Raw genomic sequence first — 21,977 nt, 5'->3', positions numbered from 1 at the left:
GAGGGGAGAGGGGCTTATCCCCTCACACCGCTTCGATGCCGCGGACGGCCAGGACGTCGGCCATGCGCCACACCGCCTCTTCCGGGTCGCGCAGCAGCCCGGCCTTGTCGGCCAGCCGGAAAATCTCGGCCAGATGCAGGGTGGAGCGCGTGCCCTCCTGCCCGCCGATCATCGTGAAATGGTCCTGGTGGCCGTTCAGGTAGGCCATAAAGACCACGCCGGTCTTGTAGAAGCGGGTCGGCGCCTTGAAGATGTGGCGGGACAGCGGGACGGTCGGCTCCAGGATTTCGTGGAAGCGCCCCTCCTCGCCCGCCGCCAGCTCGGCCAAGGCCGCCGCCGCCGCCGGGGCGATGGCGTCGAAGATGCCCAGCAGGGCGTCGGAATGGCCCTCCGCGTCGCCGGCGATCAGCTCCGCGTAGTTGAAGTCGTCGCCGGTGTACATGCGCACGCCGGGAGCCAGCCGGCGGCGCATGACAATCTCCTTGTCCTTGTCGAGCAGGGAGATCTTCACCCCGTCGACCTTGGCCGCGAAGTCGTTGATGATGCCGACCGCCGTGTCGAGCGCCACCGGGAACTCGTTGGTCCCCCAATAGCCGGCCAGCGCCGGGTCGAACATGTCGCCCAGCCAGTGGATGATCACCGGGCTGCGCACCTGGGAGAGGATGCGGCTGTAGACGCGGACGTAATCCTCCGGCCCCTTGGCCACGCGCGCGAGCGCGCGCGACGCCATCAGGATCACCCGTCCGCCAAGGTCCTCCACAGCGGCGACCTGAGTCTCATAGGCGCGGATCACGTCGTCCAGCGAGCGCGCGTCCTCCGGCGCCAGATGGTCGGTGCCCGCCCCGCAGGCGATCAGCGCGTTGCCGCGCGCCTTCGCCGCGGTCAGGGAGCGCCGGATCAGCTCCAGCGAGGCGTTCCAGTCCAGCCCCATGCCGCGCTGCGCGGTGTCCATCGCCTCGGCCACGCCGAAGCCGAGGTCCCACAAATGCTCGCGGAAGGCGATGGTGCGGTCCCAGTCGATGGCCGGGGTCAGCCAGGGGTCGTTGTCGGCCAGCGGATCGGCCACCATGTGGGCGGCGGCGTAGGCCACGCGGTTCAAGGGCCGGTCGGTGCGGGCGGGGAAGCCCCGCGCCGGGGCGACCTCGTAGCTTTCCAGCGAGCGGTCGGCGCGCGGCAGCTTGATGGTCAGTGCCATGGACGGAGTCTCCGGTCAGGCGGTCAGCGAGGGAACGTCGACCCAGCGGCGCTCCTTCCAGCTCTTCAGCGCGGCCTCCACGAGCTGCACGCCCTTGGCGCCCTCGATCAAGCCATGGTCGAAGGGGGCGTCCTCGACGACGTGGCGGATGAAGGATTCCCACTGCGTCTTGAAGCCGTTGTCGGTCGGCTGGTTGTCGGGCACCGGCTGCCACGTCGCGTAGAAGTCCATGGTCTGCTTCTGGTCGGGGTTCCACACCGGGCGCGGCGTGCCCTGGCGCGGCTGGATCACGCAGTCGCTCAAGCCCGCGACCGCCGAGCCATGGGTGCCGTCCACCTGGAAGGTCACCAGATCGTCGCGGTACACCCGCGTCGCCCAGGAGGAGTTGATGTGGGCGATGACGCCGCCCTCCAGCTCGAAGGTGGCGTAGGCCGCGTCGTCGGCGGTGGCCTGATAGCGCTTGCCCTGCTCGTCCCAGCGCTCCGGGATGTGGATGGCGCCCAGGCAGGAGACGCTCTTCACCTGTCCGAACAGGTTGTCGAGCACGTAGCGCCAGTGGCAGACCATGTCGAGGATGATGCCGCCACCGTCCTCCTCCCGGTAATTCCAGGAGGGGCGCTGCGCCGGCTGCCAGTCGCCCTCGAACACCCAATAGCCGAACTCGCCGCGCACCGAGAGGATCTTCCCGAAGAAGCCGCTGTCGCGCAGCATCTTCAGCTTCTGCAAGCCGGGCAGGAACAGCTTATCCTGCACGGTGCCATTCTTCACCCCGGCCTCCTCGGCCAGCCGGACGACGCGCAGCGCCTCCTCCAGGTTGGTGGCGATGGGCTTCTCGCAATAGACGTGCTTGCCGGCGCGGATCGCCGCCTCCAGCAGCGTCGGCCGCATCTGGGTGGTGCCGGCGTCGAAGAAGATCGTGTCGTCGGGGTTCGCCAGGGCCGCGTCCAGATTGTCGGTCCAGCGCTCCACGCCGTGGCGCTGGGCCAGCTCGCGGATCTTCTCGGCGTTGCGCCCGACCAGGATGGGGTCCGGCATGACGCGGGACCCGTCGGACAGCGTGACGCCGCCTTGCGCCCGGATGGCGAGGATCGACCGGATCAGGTGCTGGTTCATGCCCATGCGGCCGGTCACGCCATGCATGATGATACCAAGGCGCTTCGTGCTCATGTCGGGGACTCCCTAGGGGATTATTCGTTCTGTAGAGGGGACAGGCGGTCCCATCGGGGCTGCGCCGCGCTGGCGAAGCCGGGGACGGCCAGGGTTTCGGTCGGCAGGCTGCCGCCCGCCGTGGCGAGGCGGACGGTGCCGTCCCGCCGGGTGTAGAAGCCGGGATGCGCGCCGAGGAAGGCGTCGGCCTCCGGCGCTCCGTCGAAGCCGTTTCCGTACTGATGGCCGTTGCGCTCCGCGTCGGCGATGCCGAGCAGCGCGACCAGGGCCGTGTCCTGCTGCACCGCCAGCCCGGCCTGACAGGTCAGGTCCTCCGCGGCGATGAAGTGCGGCGCGCCCCAGGCCTCGCAGCGCGCCCGGTTCAGGACGGCCTTGTAGAGACCCTTGCAGGACTTGGACGACACACCGCGGTAGCCGGCGGCGCGGGCGCGCGGGAAGGCGTCGTAGCCGTCGTCGGACTCGTCGATGATGAAGGGGATGCGTTCCGCCACGGCGCCCAGCGGCGCCTCCAGCGCGCGCTCCCGCGCCACCGGCTGCTCGATGTAGAGCAGGCGCCCGCGGAACCCGGCCAGCGCCGGGTCGCGCTCCAGCCCCGCCACGAAGGCGTTAAGGGCCGCGGCGTCCGCGTATTGCTCGTTGCCGTCCAGCGTGGCGCGATAGTCGCCCGCCGCCGCGTCCAGCACGCCGGCGATCTCGGCCAAGCGCGCGAGATCGGCGGACGGATCGCCGCCCAGCTTGATCTTGAAGCGCCCCAGCCGCTCCCGCGCCAGCAGGTCGCGCAGGGCCTGCGGCTCGTCGAGCAGCCCGACCGTGTGGCGGAGCGCAACGGACGGCCGCACCTCCAGCCCGGTGAGAAAACCGTCCAGGTCGAAGTCCGCCAAGTCCGGCGTCAGCCGCGCGTCGATCCCGGCGCGGTTCGCCTGCATGCCGGTGAAGAAATCCGTGTTCAGGACCCGCAGCAGCCCGTCCAGCACCGCCTTGTCGATCAGCGCCGGCCCGTAGGCGGCCGTCAGGTCGGGCAACCCGGCGGCGCGGCAGGCCGCCCGCTGAGTCTCGTAGGCCGCCGCATGGTGGCCGAAGGCGGTGTCCGTGCGATCCGTCCCGTAGGCGTCGCGGGCGAGGCGCAGGGAGCGGCGCAGGCCGTCCACCGTCTCGTCCGGGCTGCGGTCCGGGCGTTTGTCGAACCACTTCGGCATCATCATCTCGGCGGTGCCGCCCCACGCTTCGCCGACGCCGTTCACATGGACCAGGGCACGAACGAAGGCCTGGGGTGCCGCCTCCACCGTCACGCTGCCGAAGCGGAAGGGCTTCACGAAGTGGACGGGGCGTTCGTACAGGCCGATGGCTCGGATGGTGAGGACGGGTGCATTGCCCCCACCCTTCCCGCTTTGCGGGCCCCTTCCCTCCCCCGCTGACGCAGGGGAGGGAGCTGATTCCCCTCCCCTGCGAAGCTCTCGCGCAAACCTATGGTTTGCGCTGACGCGGCAGGCGGACCTTTGGTCCGCCGAGAGCGGGGGAGGGTTAGGGAGGGGGCAAGACTCAGCCATCACCACACGCCCCCTCAGTCCAGATGCCCTTGGGCGTTGAAATGCGCCCGGATGCGCTGGGTCAGCTCGATGAAGACCGGGTGCCCCATGACATCCAGCGAACGCGGGCGGGGCAGCGGCACCTCGTAGGTCGCGGCGATGGCGCCGGGACGCTCCGACATCACCATCACCCGGTCTGCCAGGAACACCGCCTCGGGGATCGAGTGGGTGATCAGCAGAACCGTCTTGCCCGTCTCGTGCTGGATGCGTTGCAGCTCGACGTTCATCTTCTCCCGCGTCATGGCGTCAAGCGCGCCGAACGGCTCGTCCATCAGCAGGATCTTCGGGTCGTGGACCAGCGCCCGGCACAGCGAGGCGCGCTGCTGCATGCCGCCGGAGAGCTGCCAGGGGTACTTGTTCTCGAACCCCTCCAGCCCGGTCATGCGGATCAGGGCGCGGGCGCGCTCCAGATACTTGTCGCGCGGCAGGCCGCGGACCTCCACCGGCATCATGATGTTGCGCAGCACCGTCCGCCAGGCGAGCAGCACCGGGCTCTGGAACACGATGCCCACATCGTCGTGCGGCTCGGTCACCGTGGTGCCTTCGATGGTGATGGCGCCCTCGCTGACCGGCAGCAGGCCGGCGACCAGCTTCAGCAGCGTGGACTTGCCGCAGCCGGACGGGCCGACCACCACCAGGAATTCGCCGTCCCGAACGTCGAAGGTGATCGGGCGCAGGGACGGCACCTCCCCGTCGCGGGTGCGGTAGGTCTTGGTCACGCCGTCGATCTGGATCAGGGTCTTTTGCGACAGGCGGGCCGTTTCGGCCGATCCGACGACTTTCAACTGGGGCTGAGCCATGTCCCTGCTCTCCTGTCCGTTCGGCCTCACTGGCCCGCCGCGGCGGGATCGGGGAGGAAGTCGCGGGTGTAGAAGGCCTTCGGGTTCTTCTTCGCCGCGGCGTCCAGACCGCCGTATTCGACCAGCAGGTCCACGGTCTCGGCCATGTTGGCGTCGGTGACGCGGAAGGGCCGTTGCCCCTTGGTCTCCGCCGTGCGGTAGAGCGGCGTGGTCAGCTCGAAGCCCTCCAGCAGGGTGGCTTCCTGGCCGCCCTTGGGGTTGGCCTTGAGGATGGCGGCCACGGCCTCCTTCGGATTCTTCTCAGCCCCTTCGACCGCCTTGGTCGTCGCGGCCATGAAGCGCTTCACGAGGTCCGGCTTGTCCTTCAGCGTGTCGGTGTGGGCGATGATGCCGGAGGAGACCATGTTGACGCCGTAATCGGCGAAGCGGATCGGCGTCACCGACTTGCCGGTGGCATCCTTGATCTTCATGCTCTGGTCCATGACGTAGCCCAGCAGCAGGTCCGCCTGCCCGTTGATGACGGCATTCAGCTTGGTCTGGGCGTCGCCCGACACGACGCGGAAATCGCTGTCCTTCAGGCCGGTCTTCTTCAGGAACAGCGGCCAGATCTGGGACATGCTGTCCCCCGGCGTCATGGCGACGGTCTTGCCCTTGATGTCCTCGGGCTTGCGGATGTTCTTGTCGGTGAAGCCCATGGCCGACATCGGGCTGGTCTGGAGCAGCACGCCGGGCGAGGTGACCGGGGCGCCCTTCACCGCCGCCTTCATCATGGTCGGCACGTCGACGTAACCGAAATCGACGGTCTTCGCGGCCACCGCCTGGGTCGTCACCGCCGACCCGCGGCCCTCCTGGATTTCCAGGTCGATGCCCTCGGCTTCGTACAGGCCCTTGTCCTTGCCGTAGTAGAAGGGGGCGTGCTCGCCATACACGTACCAGTTCAGCATCAGCACGACCTTGTCCGCGGCCTGGGCCGGAAGCGTCGTGGCCGTGAGGGCGCAGAGCGCCGCGAAGAGCGTCCGTTTCATCTCGTCTCCTCCCGAAGGGTATCCGGCGTCGCTGTTGGTTTTGTTGTCGGCGTTACGACGTCGGGATGTAGTTGTGGCGTTGGCTCGCGTGCCAGGGGATGGCGAGCCGCTCGATCACGTCGATGACCCAGAAAAGCACCACCCCGATCAGCGCCAGCACCACCAGGGCCGCGAACATCAGGGGAAGTTCGAAATTGCCGATGGAGCGTTGCAGGACGAAGCCGATGCCGGAATTCGCCCCGACGAACTCCCCCACCACGGCGCCCACCACGGCCAGCGTGATCGACACCTTCAGGCCGGCGAAGATGGCCGGCATGGCGTGCGGCAGGCTGACCATGCGGAAGGTCTGAAGGCGCGTCGCCTTCATGGACTTGGCAAGGTCCATCATGTCGCCGTCCACCGACTTGAAGCCCTGCACCGCCGATACGACGATGGGGAAGAAAGCCAGCAGGAAGGCGGAGATCACCTTGGGCAGCAGCCCGAAGCCGAACCACACCACGAACAGCGGCGCGATGGCGACCTTCGGGATCGACTGCGAGAAGACCAGCAGCGGGTAGACGTAGGATTCCACCGTCTTCGACCCGGCGATCAGCATGGCGATGGGAATGCCGAACAGCACCGACAGGGCGAAGCCGCCCAAGGTCGCCAGCGTGGTCGGCACCGACGCCGCCAGGAGCTGGTCCCAATCCGCGGCGAGGGCCAAGGCCACGTCGCCCGGTTTCGGTATCAGATAGGGCGGGATCGCGAAGATCCGCACCGACAGGTCCCACAGGACGGTCAGGACCACCAGGAACAGCACCGGCCGGAACCAGCCGGAATTGAGCAAACGCAGCAGCGTGGCACCCGCCCCGCCCCGTCGCGCCGCCGTTCCCGAAGCGGGACCGCCACGGGACGCATTCCCGTGAGCCGCCGCATCGACAGCCATCGCTCCTCCTCCCCGGTCGTTGCGGCGCCGACGTGAGGCGCTCTTTTAACCGGCTGGTTAAAAGTAAGCCCGGCGCGGCAAAGCGGTCAACCCTGCCAAAGAGGTAGGACGGATGGTCAGGTATGCGGATTATTCATGATGAAACCACCGGCGGCTCAAGCCCGCAGCGACGACAGGATCAGCTCCACCATATGGTCCAGCCGCTCCGCCTTGGCCTCCTCGGCGAGCAGGTCGCGGCCGAAGATGACCGACAGGGTGTGGACGTTGGACAGGTAGAAGTAGGACTGCCCGGCGATGGAGATGTAGAGCTGCACCGGGTCCACCCCCGTCCGAAAAATACCGGTGGCGACGCCGCGCGCCAGCACGTCGGCGATCATCTGCACGAAGGGCGAATGCATGGCGTGCACCTTGTCGGAGGTCTTCAGCAACTCCGCCCGGTGCAGATTCTCGATGTTCAGCAGCGCCATGAACTCGGGATGGTCGAGGAAATACTGCCAAGTGAAGTGGATCAGCCGGGCGATGGCGGCGGGCGGGTCCAGCGTCTCCAGGCTCAGCGTGCGTTCGGTGGCGCGGATGTGCGCGTAGGCGCCCTCCAGCACGGTCAGGTACAGGCTCTCCTTGTTGCCGACATGGTAGTAGAGCATGCGCTTGTTGGTGCCGGCGACCTCGGCGATCCGCTCCACGCGGGCGCCGCCCAGCCCATGGCGCGCGAACTCCTCCGTCGCGGCGGCGAGGATGCGCGCGCGGGTGCCCTCCGGGTCGCGGGTGACCTTCGCGGCCTTGGCCGGCTTAATTGGGGCCGGCTTGGCTGCGGAAGCGGTCTTCTTCGGGTCGGTCAGCGTGTCCATCCAGGCCGGGTCCTCGCATGGCGCGGCCGGAGGGCGAGCCGCAATGCGTTCCAATGTGGAGCATATCAGCCGAAACGGAAAGACGAAGCGGCGTTACCGACTCAAGAGCGTCGCGCCGCGCCAGATGCCGGGCTGCATCGCGCCGGTGGTGTCGATGGCCGCTCCCGGACCGTCCTGGATGCCGCCGCGGAACTGCCCGACATGGCGGGTGCCGCCGCGCATCGACAATTCGCCCGGCCCCGCCGGAAGCCGGTCCACCACCACGCCGCTGAACCGCTCGCCGTTGGTGAAGGCCAACTCGCCGTGGCCGTCCACGCGGCCCTGGCGGACCTCGCCGGCGTAGGAATCGCCGTTGGCGAAGCGGTAAACGCCCGGCCCGTTCGGCACGGCGTTCACGAAGGTCCCCTCGAAGCGGTCGCCGGACGGAAAACCCAGGACGCCGTAGCCGGACATCTGGTCGTCCTTCCACTCTCCCTCATAGACCTGCCCGTTGGCGAAGCGGTAGACGCCGACGCCGTTGCGGCTGATCGTTCCCTGGATGGAGAAATTGCCCAGACCGCGGTTCCACGCTCCCTCGTAGACGTCGCCGTTGGGGCGAGTGGTGTGGTCGGCGTCTCTCAAGGCACGACGACCGGGTCCGTACCGGAGGTGGAGCGCCCCGCGGCGCTTTGCCCGCTGATGTCCGGCAAAGCCGCCAGCCGCGTCGGACCGGTCGTGCCGGACAACGCGCCGGCCACCGGATCGACATCGTTGCGAACCACCGTGGGCGGCGGGTAGGCGTTGGGCGCCGCACCACCCATGGACACCGCCTCGCCCGACCGGCCGGCCAGTGTCCCCGTGGTGACGTAGCCCTCCTGCCCCGACGAATCCCGCACCAGCACCCAGCCGGAGTCGGGCGCCGCCTGGAGCAGCGTCACCCGCTGCCCCTGCTCCAGATCGCGCAGGCTGCGGGCGCCCAGCACCGGGCGGGCGAACAGGTTGGCGTCGCGTGCCACGGTATAGACACCGGGAGCCAGCATCGCCGGCTGGGGCGGTTGCTGGGGCGTCGTCGGTTGGGCGGAGGCGACCGGCACCTCCTCCGACTTGGCGAGGTTGCTGGAGAAGGCGAAGCCGGTCTTGCCGTCCTGCTCGACGCGCAGCCAGCCGCCGTTGCGCCGGGTCCGCCCGGTGACCGTGACCTCGCTGTCGTGGCGCAGCGTGCCGACGACCGCCGCCTTGGTGTCGGGACCGGCGCGCAGGTTGGTGTCGCGCGTCACCACCCGCTTCTCGTTCAGCGGGTCCACCTCGACCTCGGCGACCGCCAGGGCGGCGGGCTTTTCCTCCGCCTTCTGCGGCAGCGGCTTGGGTTCGATTGACTTGGGCTCGACTGACTTGGGTTCGATTGGCTTGGATTCGGCCGGCTTCGGTTCGGGGGCCGTCGCCTCCACGGCGGGCGGCGCCTCCTCAGTCCGGGCAACGACGGGGGCGGACGGCGCGTGCGGGCCGGGCACCAGCACGAGATCCGTGCCCAGCCGGTCCTGGAGCCAGGGATGCTGCGTCCCGCGGGTGCGTCCGACGACGGTGCGGGCGACCTCGGCCAGCGCGTCGCGCAGCGGCACGCCCGGCTTGACCATCTCCTGCGCCAGGGCGGTGGAGAAAACGTCCGCTCCCTTGCCCGGCGGCGAGGCGGGCGGCGTGCCGGGCCGGTGCGAGTAGACGACGAACAGGTTGTCGAGCGCCGCCGGGGCCGCCAGCGCCGGCTTCACGGACCGCCCCTCCTCGCCCATCGCCGACGCCAGCCGGTCGGCCAGCGGATGGGCGGGCACCGGGTCGAACACGGCGACGGCCTTGCGCCCGCTGCGCTGAATTTCCTTCAGCGCGTAGTCCAGCTCGATGGTGTCGAAGATCACGTCGTATTCGGAGCCGGGCTTGGCATCCACCGGCACCAGGAAGCCCTTGGCCGACAGGCTCAGCGCCACGCCGGAGTAATAGAGGAAGCCCAGGCCGGCCTGCCCCAGAGCGTCCTGGAAACGGCTCAACGCCGCGACCATGCCGCGGTGGTCGAGGTTCTCGGCGGCAGTGACGGTGAAGCCGGCGCGGCGCAGCGCGTCGGCGACGACCGCCGTGTTGGCGCCCACCCCGGCGGCCGGGCCACCCTCCTGGTACTGCGCGTTGCCGATCACCAGCGCGACGCGCTTGTCGTCGGCGAACGCCAGGGGGGCAAAGGCAACGTTCGCCGTCACCAGGACCAGCGCAACAGTCCAAACGGCGCTCCGGGGCCAGCGCAACACGTCGATACCCTCCACCTGATCTTCTCTTTGACCACCCCTTTAGGGAGTCTCAGGCCACGGCGGCTGTAACGAATTTGGTCGAAGCAGTCGCCGGCCTTCCGTTGTCGGGCCGTCCGGTCCGCAGATCGCCAAGCCTTGAACAGCCAAGTCTAGCGCATTGGCCCAACACCAATTTCTGCAATTTCGGGGGCGCCGTGGTCCCATCCGCAGACGGTGCGTCCCACCAACGAACGCAAGCGGAGTCAGTTGAGGTCGCGGGCCACCCGCAACCCGTCGGCGAAATAGCGCACGTCCGCGTCGTAGCCGATGCGGGCGGTGACGGCGATGGCGTCCTGCCCATCCCGCCAGGAGCCGCCGCGCAACACCCGCTTGCGGCAATCACCCTCCGTCCAGGCGCTGCCGTCCGTCGGGGCGCCCTTGTAGCCGGGGTTCCAGCAGTCGGCGACCCACTCCGCCACCCCGCCGCTGGTGTCGTAGAGGCCGAAGGCGTTGGGCTGGAAGCTGCCGACTGGCGCCGGCAGGGAGCGGTCGGCGGCCCCGCCGCAGTCACGGCAGTTGGCCAGCCGCGCCCCCGGCGTCAGGCTGTCCCCCCAGGCGAAGCGCGCCGCGCTGCCGCCGCGCGCCGCATACTCCCACTCGGCCTCGCTCGGCAGGCGGTAGCGCTGGCCGGTCTTGCGGCTGAGCCACTCGGTGTAGGCCAGCGCGTCCTCGACATGGATGTTGTGCACCGGCATGTCGTCGGTGGGATTGCGCATCCGCGGCATGGCGGCGCAGCCGCCACCCTCCACGCAGGCCCGCCAGTTGGCGACCGTCACCTCGTAGACCCCGATGGCGAAAGGCCGGGCGAAGGTGACGCGGCGGGGCGGGCGCTGGCTGGTGTCGCCGCGCTCGCTGCCCATAACGAAACTGCCGGCGGGAATCCGCATCATCGGCGGACATTCCGGGCAATCCTGGAAGCTGCTGCCGTTGCCCTGCGCCCGCCCCTGCGAGCCCCCCGGCTGGACCGGTGCGGCGAGCGCCAGCCGCTGGCGGTCCTCCGGCCCGGCGGGACGCAGCGCGGGACCGCGGACGAAGCCCTGCACGCCGCCTTGGGTGCCGTCATCCAGGGCCACCCGGTACCAGTCGGCGTCGGCCACCCGGCCCAGCACCCGCACCGCGCCGTCCTTGGCCAAGGCGCCGACCCGTTCCGACCGCGCGTCCGGCCCGGCGCGCAGCTCCGCGTCGGCGACGGCCACATACATCCCCTCCCCGGCGGTGTCGAGCTGGAGTTCCGGTGGCGGAGACGCCTTGCCGCCGGGCGCTCCATTCCCCGCCCCATTGCCCGACGACCCGCTGCTCCCCGCACCGCCCGTTGGAGACGCCGCCGCAACCTTGGCCGATTCGGCGCGCAGCCGGTTCAGCCGGTCCCGCGCCGGGGCGGCGAAGGGGCCGGTGCCGAACAGCCGCAGGAAGGCGTCCAGCGCGTCGGCGTCGCGGCTGTCGCGCACGCGGCGCCACAGCGACTCCTCCAGATCGGCCTGCGGCGGCGGGGCGCCGGCCTCCTCGACCTCCAGAAGCGCGCTCATCGTCGTGCGCCCGCCGCGCCCGTCCTCGACCAGCACGCTGAACACCCCGGCGCGGCCCGCCGGTGCCCGTTCCGGGTCGAAGGTCAGGGCGGTCAGGCGCTCCGGCGCCAGCTTGTCGCCGGGCTTCAGCGGGGTGGTGCCGTCGTGGACCTTGCCCCGCTCCGGCACGGCGCTGACGGTGAAGGTCAGCGGGTCGCCGTCCGGGTCGGTCGGCACCTCCAGCCGCAGGCTGTTGACGACGGCGCGCACGCTGCGCTCGGCGACGGCCACCGGCGGGCGGTTGCTCGGCTTGATGACGATCGGCACGGCGCCCCGCGCCACCCCGCCGCGCCCGTCCATCACCGCGAACTCGAAGCTGCCGGCGTCGCCGAGGTGGGTGGCGTCCGCCCGGAAGGTCGCGGCGGTGAGCTGGTCGAGCGTCAGATAGTCGCCGATCAGCACCACCCGGTCGCCGATGCGCACCCCGCCGCCGCGCGGCAGGCCGGTCACCTGGGCGAAGAGCTGGTCGTTGTCGGGATCGCTTGGCCGCGCGATGCCCAACCCCTCCGTCCCGCCGCGGTCGAAGACCTCCAGCGTCTTGAAGGCGGCGAGTTGCGGCGGCCGGTTCTCCGGCAGCGGGTTGAAATAGAAGGGCGCGGCGCCCAGCGAGCCGTAGAGGAACGGCTCCTGCCGGCCCTGGGTGACCTGCATCACGTCGTCGCGCACGCGGCGGAAGAACAGGCTCAGCTCCAGCCCCGGCACGTCGAAATTCTTCAGCAGCGAGGCGGTGTAGGGGCTGTGGTCGCCCTGCCCGTCCTCCGCCACCGCGTCGGCGCGGGTGGCCATGGCGACCAGCGTGTCGGTCGGCGTGTCGTCGACGCGGGCGAAACCGGAATGCACCTCCGTCTTCTTGGTGCCGGACCGCACCAGCCGGTCGGCGAAGGGGTTGTTGCGGCAGGCGTCCAGGATCAGGATGCCCAGCTTGCGCGCCTGGGCCAACTCGCCCATCGGCAGGTTCAGCGGCAGCGCCTCGTAGACCAGATCGCGCTCGCGCTCCAGACGGGCGTCGGCGGGGATCAGAAAATTGGTGCCGCCGACCTGCATGCCGTGGCCGGCGAAGTAGAGCAGTGCCACGTCGGCCTGCGCCGCCTGGATGCCGAAGCCGCGCAACGCCTCCGCCATGCCGCGGTTGTCGAGGTCGTAGCGCTCCTCCACTGCGAAGCCCATCTTGCGCAAAGCCGCCGACATGGCGCGGGCGTCGTTGCGCGGGTTGGGCAACTCGGTTGCGTGACGGTAGGCGCCGACGCCGATGACCAGGGCGATGCGTTGCTCCGGCGCGGTGGCGGCCAGACCGGGTACGGCCCACGCCGCCACGGCCAGCAGCAGGCCGGCGGTCAGCGCCAGAAGGATGCGGAACGAGACGAAACGGCGAAGGCGCGCAGCCATGGGCACCCCATGCCATGGTCACCGGACGGCGGAGCGAGGACGCCCCCACATTCCAATCCGTTCAGTATTTGGCCGCGCCCCCAGGAACAAGAGGACAAAACCGGCTAAGGGCTCTCCACAGGCGGGGGTATGCCCCCCCGCAAGAAAGATGGGGGCCTGCGGCAGGCGGAGCGGCGAATGCGCGATCCGTGGCGATGTTGTGCTTTCCCTTTGCCCGAAAGGTTTCTATATGACCCCTTCGACAACACAGGGATCATGCCATGCCGCCCGCCAAGCCGACGGTCGCCAAGATGACCGAAACCGAAATCGCCCGTGTGCAGAGCTATCTGCGCAAGACGCTCGGCAACGACAAGATCATCATCCAGCCGCCCGAGAAGGCCGGCCAGTCCGCAGAAGTCATGCTGGGCGACGAGTTCGTCGGCACCCTGCATCGCGACGTGGACGAGGGTGAGGTCTCCTACGCCCTGCACGTCGTCATTCTGGAAGAAGACCTGCCGGCAGCCCCGACGGCCCGTCGCTGAGTCACGCCCTTCCGGCGTCCTTCCAGCGCGGTCCTCTCCCGCCCCGCGGCGGGAGGGGCGCTTGCCCGCGCGCCGATGGAACTCGCCGATAGAACTCAGGGCGAATGTCAGCCCGGCCGGCTGTGGCGGCGCAGTTCCGCGGCCAGCCCGGCCATCAGCGTCTCGCCGCCCGACAGGGTGAGGCCACGCACCAGGACGAGCGCCGGCAGATGGTTCCGGCGCAGCAGAAGCAGCCGGTAGCCGGCGCGTCGCCGACGGCCCTTCCCCGGTTTCCCGTCCTCCTCCGCATCCACGTCCCCGCCGGCCAGCGCCAGTTCCTTTTGGTGCTGCTGCAGGGTCATCGTCTGGATGCGGGCCACGAACAGCGGACGTTTGCCCTGCGGCGGGTAGAGCGCCACCCCGCGGATCGTGTCGTGGGGGACAAGCTGCCCATGGGCGGTCAATCCTTCCGGCGCCACGACCAGCCGCACGGCGCTGCGCCTTGCGGCCCGCAGCAGCGTGATCATCCACATCAGCAGAAGCGGCACCGCGCACAGGACGCCCAGCCAGCGCAGCATCGAGGCCGTCGGCTCCAGCGTCAGTTCGGCCACGACGACGAAACCGGCCAGCAGCAGGGCGGCGTAGAGGAGGTGGGCGTAACGCTGGGGCGGCACGCTGGACGGCGACGCCTCGAACACCGTCGCCTGCCCCTTGTCCTCGCGGGAGATCTCGACTTCGGGCATCCCGTCCGCATCCTCATCACGCCGCCACACACCGCCCTAATACCCTCGACACGCCCAACATGCCAGAACAGCGGCGCCCGCCCGTCTGTCCAGCGATCCGGTCACCTGTCCAGTCTTCCAGACAGGTGCGGTCCGGAGGTTCTTGCCGAAAGCACGGAAAACCGGCTCCGGGAGCCCGCCCAAGCTCTGGCATGGGCATTGCTTTCCTTTGCAACGAAGCGTCCCATGGCCGCGTCGTTCCCTGTGGCCATGGCGGCGATTCCTCCAAAGCATCTGGCCGGCCGCACCGTCGTTTCCACGACGGGTGCGACCGGCACTTTTTGGGCCGGGACTTCTTTGACGAACATCAGTCCCCGGCGGGCGCTTCGGCCCCCTCGGTCGGGAAGTCGGCGGGAAGCGTGATCTCCAGCATTTCCAGATCGTCGGAATGGGCGATCTCCACATGCCGGATGCCCGGCGGCTGGTGCACGCAGGAACCGGCCTGCAACAGCACCTCCCCCACGCCTTCGTAAGAGAACTTCACCCAGCCCTTCAGCACGTAGACCATCTGGAAATCCAGCGCGTGCCGATGCCAGCCGCCGTGCGACGGCTCGCCGGGGCGGGCGCGGATGACGTGGGCGTTCGCCTTGCCCGCCGTGGCGGCGCGGATGCCCAGATCGCGGTATTCGAAGAAGGGCCGCAGCCCGTCGCGCTTGAAGTCCGCCGGGTCGGGATGGCTGACCGCGAAGGTCACCGAATCGTTCGCAGGCGCGTCGTTTTTCGACATGCCGTTTCCTCCCATCGTCATTGATTGAACCGAGTATGACCGAAAGCCGCGTATACGGCATACCCCCGCCGCGCACGGCGCCATTGCGGCCCATGCAGGGCGCCGCGCTATAGTGATGCCCGCCGCGCACAAGACGTGGCCGCCAAGGAAGAAATGCCCGATCGGGAGGAAAGCATGGATCACGCCGTCGCGGAGTCCGCCGGACAGCCGCCGCTGCCGCAGGACGTCGCCGTCAACCCCATCCGCTCCGCCGCGGACTGGCAGAGCCAGCGGGACGCCTGCGCGGCCGATCCCGGCGCCTTCCACGGCGCGATCGCCGCTGAGACGATCCACTGGTTCGACGGCGCGAATTGGCTGATGCGCGAGGCGGACGGCGTGTGGCGCGGCTGGGACGCCGCCACGGGCGAACCGGCGGGCAAGGCGGCGGAAAGGGCGGACTGGACGCCCTGGACCCAGGCCTTCGACGGATCGGAAGCGCCCTTCTACCGCTGGTTCGCAGGCGGGCTGACCAACGCCGCCTTCAACGAGGTGGACCGCCACGTCCTGTCCGGCCATGGGTCGGAGACCGCCTATTGGTACGAGGGCGACCGCTGGGACGCCGCCGCCAACGGCGGGCGCGGCGGCCCGGTCCATCACGTCACGCTGACCCGGCGCGAGCTGCTGGTCCGCTCCGCGCTGGCCGCTCTGGCACTGCGCGGGCTGGGGTTGAGGCAAGGCGACCGCATCGCGCTGAACATGCCCAACATCCTCGACCAGATCGTCTGGACGGAGGGGGCGAAGCGCATCGGCGTCATCTACACCGCCGTCTTCGGCGGATTCTCCGACAAGACGCTGTCCGACCGCATCGAGAACGCCGGCGCCCGCGTCGTCATCACCGCCGACGGCGCCAGCCGCAACGCCGAGATGGCCCCCTTCAAGGAAGCCTACAGCGACCCGGCGCTCGACCGCTTCGTCGCCCTGCCCACGGCGCTGCGCATCACCAAGGAGGTTTTGCGCGCCAAGCTGGGAGACGACACCCTGATGGAGCCGGTGCGCCGCGGCTTGGCGGGCGAGATCACCGTCGCTCCCGCCGACGTCATGCGCGAGCTGGGCCGCGCGCTGGACCGCGCCGGGACGCTCGACGCCGCCACCGTGGCCGACCTGCGCGCCAGCGTCGCTGAAGCGCTGACCGCCGCCCCGCCGCGGGTTGAGGCGGTGATCGTTGTCCGCCACGCCGGGCTTCCCGACATCCCCTGGACCGACGGCCGCGACGTCTGGGCGCACGAGCTGCTGGCGAAGGCCGAGGCGGAGCTGTGCGCCGCCGCCGGACTTCCGGACACCGTCCTGCCCGGCATGGACGCGCTGCACGCGCTGGACGACCGGGCGCTCTACGCCGCCGTGGCGAAGGCCGTGCCCTGCGTTCCGGTGGATGCCGAGTATCCGCTGTTCATCATCTACACCTCCGGCTCCACCGGGAAGCCGAAGGGCGTGGTGCATGTCCATGGCGGCTACGTCGCCGGCCTCGCCCACACCATGAAGGTCAGCTTCGACGCCCTGCCGGGCCGCGACGCGATCTACGTCGTCGCCGATCCCGGCTGGATCACCGGGCAGAGCTACCTCATCACCGCCAGCCTCGCCGCCCGCATCCCCGGCATCGTGACGGAGGGGGCGCCGGTCTTCCCCAACGCCGGGCGCTTCGCCTCGATCATCGAGCGGCACAAGGTAACCATCTTCAAGGCGGGCGTGACCTTCCTGAAGACGGTCATGACCCACCCGGAGAACCGCGCCGACGTCGAGCGCTACGATCGCAGCAGCCTGCGGGTCGCCACCTTCTGCGCGGAGCCGACCAGCCCCGCCGTCCAGGCCTTCGGCATGGCGGTGATGACGCCGCAATACATCAACAGCTATTGGGCGACGGAGCATGGCGGCATCGTCTGGACCCACCCCTACGGCAACCCCGACCAGCCGCTGCGCGCCGACGCCCACACCTATCCCCTGCCCTGGGTTCTGGGCGACGTCTGGGTTCCCGAGAGCGAGCCGGACGCCACGGGCCGCGTCGCCTTCCGCCCCGCCGAGCCGGAGGAGAAGGGCGAGATCGTCGTCACCGCCCCCTACCCCTATCTGACCCGCACCATCTGGGGCGACGCGGAGAACGTTGGAAAGCCGGGCTGGAAGGGCGACTTCGACCGTTTCGTGACGACCTATTTCGGGCGCTTCCGGGACGCCGACGGCAATCCGGTCTGGGCCTATCTGCAAGGCGACTTCGCGCGGCGCTACGAGGACGGCAGCTTCAGCCTGCACGGGCGGTCCGACGACGTCATCAACGTGTCCGGCCACCGCATGGGCACGGAGGAGATCGAGGGCGCGATCCTGCGCGACAAGCAGATCAACCCCGACAGCCCGGTCGGCAACGTCATCGTGGTCGGCGCCCCGCACCGCGAGAAGGGCCTGACCCCCGTCGCCTTCGTCCTGCCCGCCAAGGGCCGCGACATCACCGCCGACGACGAACGCCGGCTGAAGGATCTGGTGCGGCAGGAGAAGGGTGCGGTCGCCGTCCCCTCCGACATCCTCTCTGTCCCGGCCTTTCCCGAGACGCGGTCCGGCAAATACATGCGCCGCTTCCTAACGGCGATGATGAACGGGGAGCCGCTGGGCGATACCTCCACCCTGCGCAACCCGGAATGCCTGACCGACCTGGAGGCGCGCATCGCCGCCTGGAAGCGCGGCCAGCAGCGCGCCGAGGAACAGACCCTCATCGAGCGGCAGCGCTTCCTGTCCGTCCAGTACGACCGGCTGGCCGACGGCGTGCGGATGGCGACCATCACCATTGACAATCCGCCGGTCAACGCCCTGTCCGACCGCCTGCTCGACGAGCTGGACACGCTGGTCGCCCATCTCGCCCGGCGGGCGGACGTGCGCGCCGTGGTGATCACCGGCACGGGCCGCAACTTCGTGGCCGGCGCCGACATCCGCCAGCTTCTCGACGAAGTGCGGGACGAGAGCGAGGCCCGCGCCCTGCCCGCCAAGGCTCATGCCGTCTTCCGCGCCCTCGCGGCGCTGGACAAGCCGGTGTTCGCGGCGATCCGCGGCGTGGCGCTGGGCGGCGGCTGCGAGCTGGCGATGGCCTGCCACGTCCGGGTGGCTGACCCGCGGGCCCGGCTGGGCCAGCCGGAGATCAACCTGTTCCTGCCGCCGGGCTATGGCGGGACGCAGCGCCTGCCGCGCTTGCTGCTGCGTAAGGACCCGGAACGGGGCTATGGGCGGGCGTTGGAGATCCTGCTGTCCGGGCGCCAGATCGACGCCGAGACGGCGCTGGAGTATGGCTTGGTCGATGTGGTGGCGCGCGGGGCGGACGACGCGCTGACGCTGGCAAAGGCGATGGCAAGGGAGGCGGCGCTGGCCCCCTCCACTTCTCATGCCCCCTCCCGCCCCCCCTCCGCCGTCGCGGCGGCGTCCGTCCGTCCGGAGGGTGCCCGCGAAGCGGGCGGGAGGGGGCCGGAGGTGATGCGCCTCCTCCGCCAAGCCCACAGCGTCGGCCGCGGCCCGGTGGCCGACACCATCGTCCGGTTGGTCGACACCGGCCTGCGCGACGGCTTCGACGCCGGCAGCAAGGCCGAGATCGACGCCTTTGCCCGCTTCCTGCTGGACTCCGACAACGGCGCCAAGAAGGGCATCACCCTGTTCCTGGAGAAGAAGTCCCCGTCCCTGCCCGCACGACCAAGACGCGCGAGCTGCGACGGCGTGCTGCCCATCGGCAGTCCCTTCGTCCCCGGCGCCACACCCCTGCCCCGCTGGCAGCTCGCCCAGGCCGTCGTCCGCGACCTGGAAACCGGCGCGGCCGCCCACGGCGACCCGGCGCAGGCCGAAACCGAGGTCATCATCCCCGTTCCCGAGCCCGGCCCCAACCAAGCGCTCGTCTACGTCCTCGCGTCGGAGGTCAACTACAACGACGTCTGGGCGCTGACCGGCATCCCCATCTCCCTGTTCGACGAGCATGACGAGGACGTGCACGTCACCGGCTCCGGCGGCGTTGGAATGGTCGTGCGGATGGGCGAGGCGTTGCAGGCGCAGGGGCGCCTTGCGGTCGGCGATCTGGTGGCCGTCTATTCCGGCGTCTCCGATCTGCTGGACCCGGAGGCCGGGGCCGACCCGATGTTCACCGACTTCCACATCCAGGGCTACCAGTCGCCGGACGGCAGCCACCAGCAGTTCATGCTGGCCGACGGGCCGCAGCTCTTCCCCCTGCCGCCCGGCCTCGCGCTGGAGGAGGCGGGAAGCTACATGCTCGCCGCCGGCACCGGCTACCGCGCGCTGTTCACCGCGCTCGACGTGCAGCCCGGCAAGCGCCTGCTGGTCGAGGGTGCGGCGGGCGGCACCGGCGCCTGGACGGTGGAACTGGCGCTGGCACGGCGCATGAAGGTGACCGGCATGGTGTCGTCAGAACGCCGCGCCGCCGCGATCCGCGCCCGCGGTGCGGAGGCGGTGGACCGCGCCGTCGCCGAGGCCGCCTTCACCCGCATCCCCGCCGACCCGGCGCAGTGGGCGGCGTGGGAGAGCGCGGGCCAGCCCTACATCGACGCGCTGCGCGCCGCCAACGGCGGCCAGCTCGTGGACTACGCCGTCAGCCACGCCGGCGAGACGACCTTCCCGCGCACCTTCCAATCGTTGGCCGAAGGCGGCGCGCTCACTTTCTTCGGCGCCTCCAGCGGCTACCACATGACCTTCCTCGGCAAGCCCGGCGCCGCCGAACCCGCCGAGATGCTCCGCCGCGCCCGCCTGCGCCCCGGCGAGGCCGTGCTGGTCTTCTACGGCGCCGGGGCGGTGGGGCTGCGCGACGACATGGCGCTGTCCGCCATCGAGGCGGCGCGCGAGTCCGGCGCCCGCGTCTGCGTCGTCACCGACCGGGATTCCGAACGCGACTTCGTGCTGTCGCTGGGCTACGGCGAGGCTCTGGCCGGCGCCGTGTCGCTGGCCGAGATCACGCGCCGCGTCCCGCATTTCGACTGGCCCGACACCATGCCGGACCTGCCCGACCCGCAGCGCGAAACCGCCGCCTTCAAGGAGGCCGTGCGCCTGTTCACCGAGGACACGTTCAAGCCGCTGGGCCAGGCGGTGGGCCGCATCCTGCGCGCCGCCGACAACCCGCGCGGCATGCCGGATGTGGTGGTGGAGCGGGCGCGGCGCGACACGCTGGCCGTCTCGACCATGCTCGTGAAGCCGCACACGGGGCGCGTGGTCTATTGCGGCGATATGAGTGGTCGTCGCTACAGCTTCTACGCGCCGCAGGTGTGGATGCGCCAGCGCCGCATCCTGATGCCATCCGCGTCCATCGTCGGTACGCATCTTTCGAACGCTGCGGAAATCGCAGGGCTGAACCGCGTCATTGCGTCGGGGGCGGTCCGTGTGCCAACGACATACCTCGGTAACTGGGACGAGCTGCCCACGCTCCATCAGGCCATGTGGGAGAACCGCCTGCCGGAAGCGACCGGCGGCGCCGCCAAGGCCGTCGTAAACCACGCGCTGCCGGAAGCGGGCCTGACCTCGCGCGACGAACTGCTGATCGCCTGGGCGGGGTCGGCAACAGGAAAGGGACAATGAGGCTTATCATCAAGGACCTGTGCCACCGCTACGACGACCTCGTCGTGCTGGAAGGCATCGACCTGACGGTGCAGGAGGGGGAGGTTCTGGCCGTCATCGGCCCGTCGGGCTGCGGCAAGTCCACCCTGCTCGGCATCGCCGGCGGCATCGTGGCGCCCAGCTCCGGCACCATCGCGGTGGCGGGCGAGGTGCCGGACGGCTGCCTGAACCCGATCACCTTCATCTTCCAGGATTTCGCCCTGCTGCCCTGGCGCAGCGTCGAGGACAACCTGTCACTCGTCCTCGAACACCACCCGCTGTCGGCGGCCGAGCGGCGGGAGCGCATCGAGTCCGGCCTGCGCCGCATGGGGCTGTGGGACTTCCGCAAGGCGCTGCCAAAGCAGCTGTCGGGCGGCATGCGCCAGCGCGTCGGCATCGCCCGCGCGCTGGCCGTGCGCCCGGCCATGCTGCTGCTGGACGAGCCGCTGTCGGCGCTCGACGCCCAGACGCGCGAACTGCTGATGGAGGATTTCCTGTCGCTCTGGCAGCGCGAGCGGACGACCGCCCTTTACGTCACCCACAATCTGGACGAGGCGTTGCGGTTGGCCGACCGGGTCGTCGTGCTCAGCCGCCGTCCGGGCCGCCTGCGCGAGATCGTGACCATCGAGGAGCCGCGCGACCAGCGGCTGGAACCCTCCGCCCAGGCCCATCTGGCGGAGGTGCGCGACCGGCTGTGGCACCTGATCCGGGCCGAGGCCCAACTGGCCGACCGGGAGATCGCCGATGCCTGATACCAGCCTCCCCCTTCAGGATCGCTCCCCATCTCAGCCCGTCCGCTTCCGCGGCGGCGGCTTCACGGTCAAGGGGCACCGCTGGGCGGCGCTGCTCGCCTTCGTGGTCCTGATCGCGGTGTGGGAATCCACCAACCGCTTCGGCCTCGTCAGCGAGCTGTTCCTGCCGCCGCCGAGCGCGGTCGCCTCGGCGCTGGCCGCCATGGCGCAGGACGGGTCGCTGTGGCAGCACCTGAAGGCGTCGCTGATGCGCATCGGCGTGGGCTGGGTCATGGGCACGGTGGCCGGCATGGCCGTGGGCTTCGCCATGGGCATCGGGTCGGTCGCGCGGGCGGTCGGCGTGCCGCTGGTCTCGGCCTTCTTCCCGATCCCGAAGATCGCGCTGCTGCCGCTGTTCATCCTGTGGTTCGGCATCGGCGAGCCGTCGAAGTTCGCCACCATCGGCTTCGGCGTCTTCTTCCCGACCGTGATCGCCACCTACAGCGCCATCGATTCGGTGCCGCGCAACCTGATCCGCATGGCGCAGAGCTTCGGCCTGCCCTGGGCGTCGATCCTGCGCAAGATCGTGCTTCCCGGCGCCCTGCCCGGCATCCTCGCCGGCTTCCGCATCACCGCCTCCATCGCGCTGATCCTGGTGGTCGCGGCGGAGATGATCGGCGCGGAATACGGCATCGGCGCCTTCGTCCTGACCGCCGGCAACCTGATGCTGACCGACCAGCTTCTGGCCGGCGTGCTGGTTCTCTCGCTGCTCGGCCTGAGCATCGGGACCGTGCTGTCCATCTTGGAACGCCGCCTGCTGAAATGGCGGTGAGAAA

At 70.0% G+C, this 21,977-nt stretch carries 16 protein-coding genes; 4 read left to right on the top strand and 12 right to left on the bottom strand.

The window, feature by feature from the left end; genetic code table 11:
- Window positions 1–22: 22 nt before the first annotated feature.
- From ABAZ39_RS03350 to ABAZ39_RS32810, 10 genes are all read right to left on the bottom strand, one after another.
- Window positions 23–1,195, bottom strand: a complete 1,173-nt coding sequence (locus ABAZ39_RS03350; protein ID WP_038526731.1) for a dihydrodipicolinate synthase family protein — start codon at window positions 1,193–1,195, stop codon at window positions 23–25.
- 15 nt (window positions 1,196–1,210) lie between these two features.
- Complete coding sequence (locus ABAZ39_RS03345; protein WP_038526728.1) at window positions 1,211–2,362, bottom strand: Gfo/Idh/MocA family protein; 1,152 nt, start codon at window positions 2,360–2,362, stop codon at window positions 1,211–1,213.
- A 20-nt stretch (window positions 2,363–2,382) separates the two neighbouring features.
- Complete coding sequence (locus ABAZ39_RS03340) at window positions 2,383–3,675, bottom strand: enolase-like domain-containing protein (protein ID WP_081862869.1); 1,293 nt, start codon at window positions 3,673–3,675, stop codon at window positions 2,383–2,385.
- Between the two features lie 248 nt (window positions 3,676–3,923).
- Window positions 3,924–4,748, bottom strand: a complete 825-nt coding sequence (locus ABAZ39_RS03335) for an ABC transporter ATP-binding protein (protein WP_014241100.1) — start codon at window positions 4,746–4,748, stop codon at window positions 3,924–3,926.
- Between the two features lie 26 nt (window positions 4,749–4,774).
- Window positions 4,775–5,773, bottom strand: coding sequence for an ABC transporter substrate-binding protein (locus ABAZ39_RS03330; protein WP_014241101.1), 999 nt, complete (start codon window positions 5,771–5,773; stop codon window positions 4,775–4,777).
- Window positions 5,774–5,825: 52 nt separating this feature from the next.
- Window positions 5,826–6,698 carry an ABC transporter permease gene (locus ABAZ39_RS03325; RefSeq protein ID WP_200776838.1) on the bottom strand — a complete coding sequence of 291 codons (873 nt, stop codon included), beginning with the start codon at window positions 6,696–6,698 and terminating at the stop codon, window positions 5,826–5,828.
- A 155-nt stretch (window positions 6,699–6,853) separates the two neighbouring features.
- Window positions 6,854–7,546: a TetR/AcrR family transcriptional regulator gene (locus ABAZ39_RS03320; RefSeq protein WP_051657781.1), complete on the bottom strand. Its 693-nt coding sequence runs from the start codon at window positions 7,544–7,546 to the stop codon at window positions 6,854–6,856.
- A gap of 93 nt (window positions 7,547–7,639) precedes the next feature.
- Window positions 7,640–8,167: an MORN repeat-containing protein gene (locus ABAZ39_RS03315; RefSeq protein ID WP_038526724.1), complete on the bottom strand. Its 528-nt coding sequence runs from the start codon at window positions 8,165–8,167 to the stop codon at window positions 7,640–7,642.
- Window positions 8,164–9,768, bottom strand: a complete 1,605-nt coding sequence (locus ABAZ39_RS32815) for an SH3 domain-containing protein (RefSeq protein ID WP_051657780.1) — start codon at window positions 9,766–9,768, stop codon at window positions 8,164–8,166. Before ABAZ39_RS32815 ends, ABAZ39_RS03315 begins: the two co-directional genes overlap by 4 nt.
- A 290-nt stretch (window positions 9,769–10,058) precedes the next feature.
- Window positions 10,059–12,806 carry an SUMF1/EgtB/PvdO family nonheme iron enzyme gene (locus ABAZ39_RS32810; protein ID WP_051657779.1) on the bottom strand — a complete coding sequence of 916 codons (2,748 nt, stop codon included), beginning with the start codon at window positions 12,804–12,806 and terminating at the stop codon, window positions 10,059–10,061.
- Between the two features lie 260 nt (window positions 12,807–13,066).
- On the opposite strand from ABAZ39_RS32810, the gene ABAZ39_RS03300 reads away from it, so the two are divergent.
- On the top strand, window positions 13,067–13,327 hold the full coding sequence (locus ABAZ39_RS03300; protein ID WP_014241108.1) for a DUF3126 family protein: 261 nt from the start codon (window positions 13,067–13,069) through the stop codon (window positions 13,325–13,327).
- A gap of 107 nt (window positions 13,328–13,434) precedes the next feature.
- Here the strand turns inward: ABAZ39_RS03300 and ABAZ39_RS03295 are convergent, their stop codons facing one another.
- Both ABAZ39_RS03295 and ABAZ39_RS03290 read right to left on the bottom strand, forming a co-directional pair.
- Window positions 13,435–14,049, bottom strand: a complete 615-nt coding sequence (locus ABAZ39_RS03295) for a hypothetical protein (RefSeq protein ID WP_014241109.1) — start codon at window positions 14,047–14,049, stop codon at window positions 13,435–13,437.
- Between the two features lie 346 nt (window positions 14,050–14,395).
- Complete coding sequence (locus ABAZ39_RS03290; RefSeq protein ID WP_038526720.1) at window positions 14,396–14,815, bottom strand: cupin domain-containing protein; 420 nt, start codon at window positions 14,813–14,815, stop codon at window positions 14,396–14,398.
- Between the two features lie 174 nt (window positions 14,816–14,989).
- Here ABAZ39_RS03290 and ABAZ39_RS03285 point away from each other — a divergent pair, with 174 nt between their 5' ends.
- The 3 genes from ABAZ39_RS03285 to ABAZ39_RS03275 are packed head-to-tail and all read left to right on the top strand — an operon-like array spanning window position 14,990 to window position 21,973.
- Complete coding sequence (locus ABAZ39_RS03285) at window positions 14,990–20,392, top strand: AMP-binding protein (RefSeq protein ID WP_038530624.1); 5,403 nt, start codon at window positions 14,990–14,992, stop codon at window positions 20,390–20,392.
- On the top strand, window positions 20,389–21,162 hold the full coding sequence (locus tag ABAZ39_RS03280) for an ABC transporter ATP-binding protein (protein ID WP_038526718.1): 774 nt from the start codon (window positions 20,389–20,391) through the stop codon (window positions 21,160–21,162). Before ABAZ39_RS03285 ends, ABAZ39_RS03280 begins: the two co-directional genes overlap by 4 nt.
- Window positions 21,155–21,973, top strand: coding sequence for an ABC transporter permease (locus ABAZ39_RS03275; RefSeq protein ID WP_038526715.1), 819 nt, complete (start codon window positions 21,155–21,157; stop codon window positions 21,971–21,973). The genes ABAZ39_RS03280 and ABAZ39_RS03275 overlap by 8 nt, the downstream gene beginning before the upstream one ends.
- The last annotated feature ends 4 nt before the right edge of the window (window positions 21,974–21,977 follow it).

The organism is Azospirillum argentinense (assembly GCF_000632475.1).
In the GTDB taxonomy this organism is placed as follows: domain Bacteria; phylum Pseudomonadota; class Alphaproteobacteria; order Azospirillales; family Azospirillaceae; genus Azospirillum; species Azospirillum baldaniorum.
The sequence above is the reverse complement of the archived record's forward strand: the minus strand, read 5'-3'. Positions and strand labels throughout refer to the sequence as shown.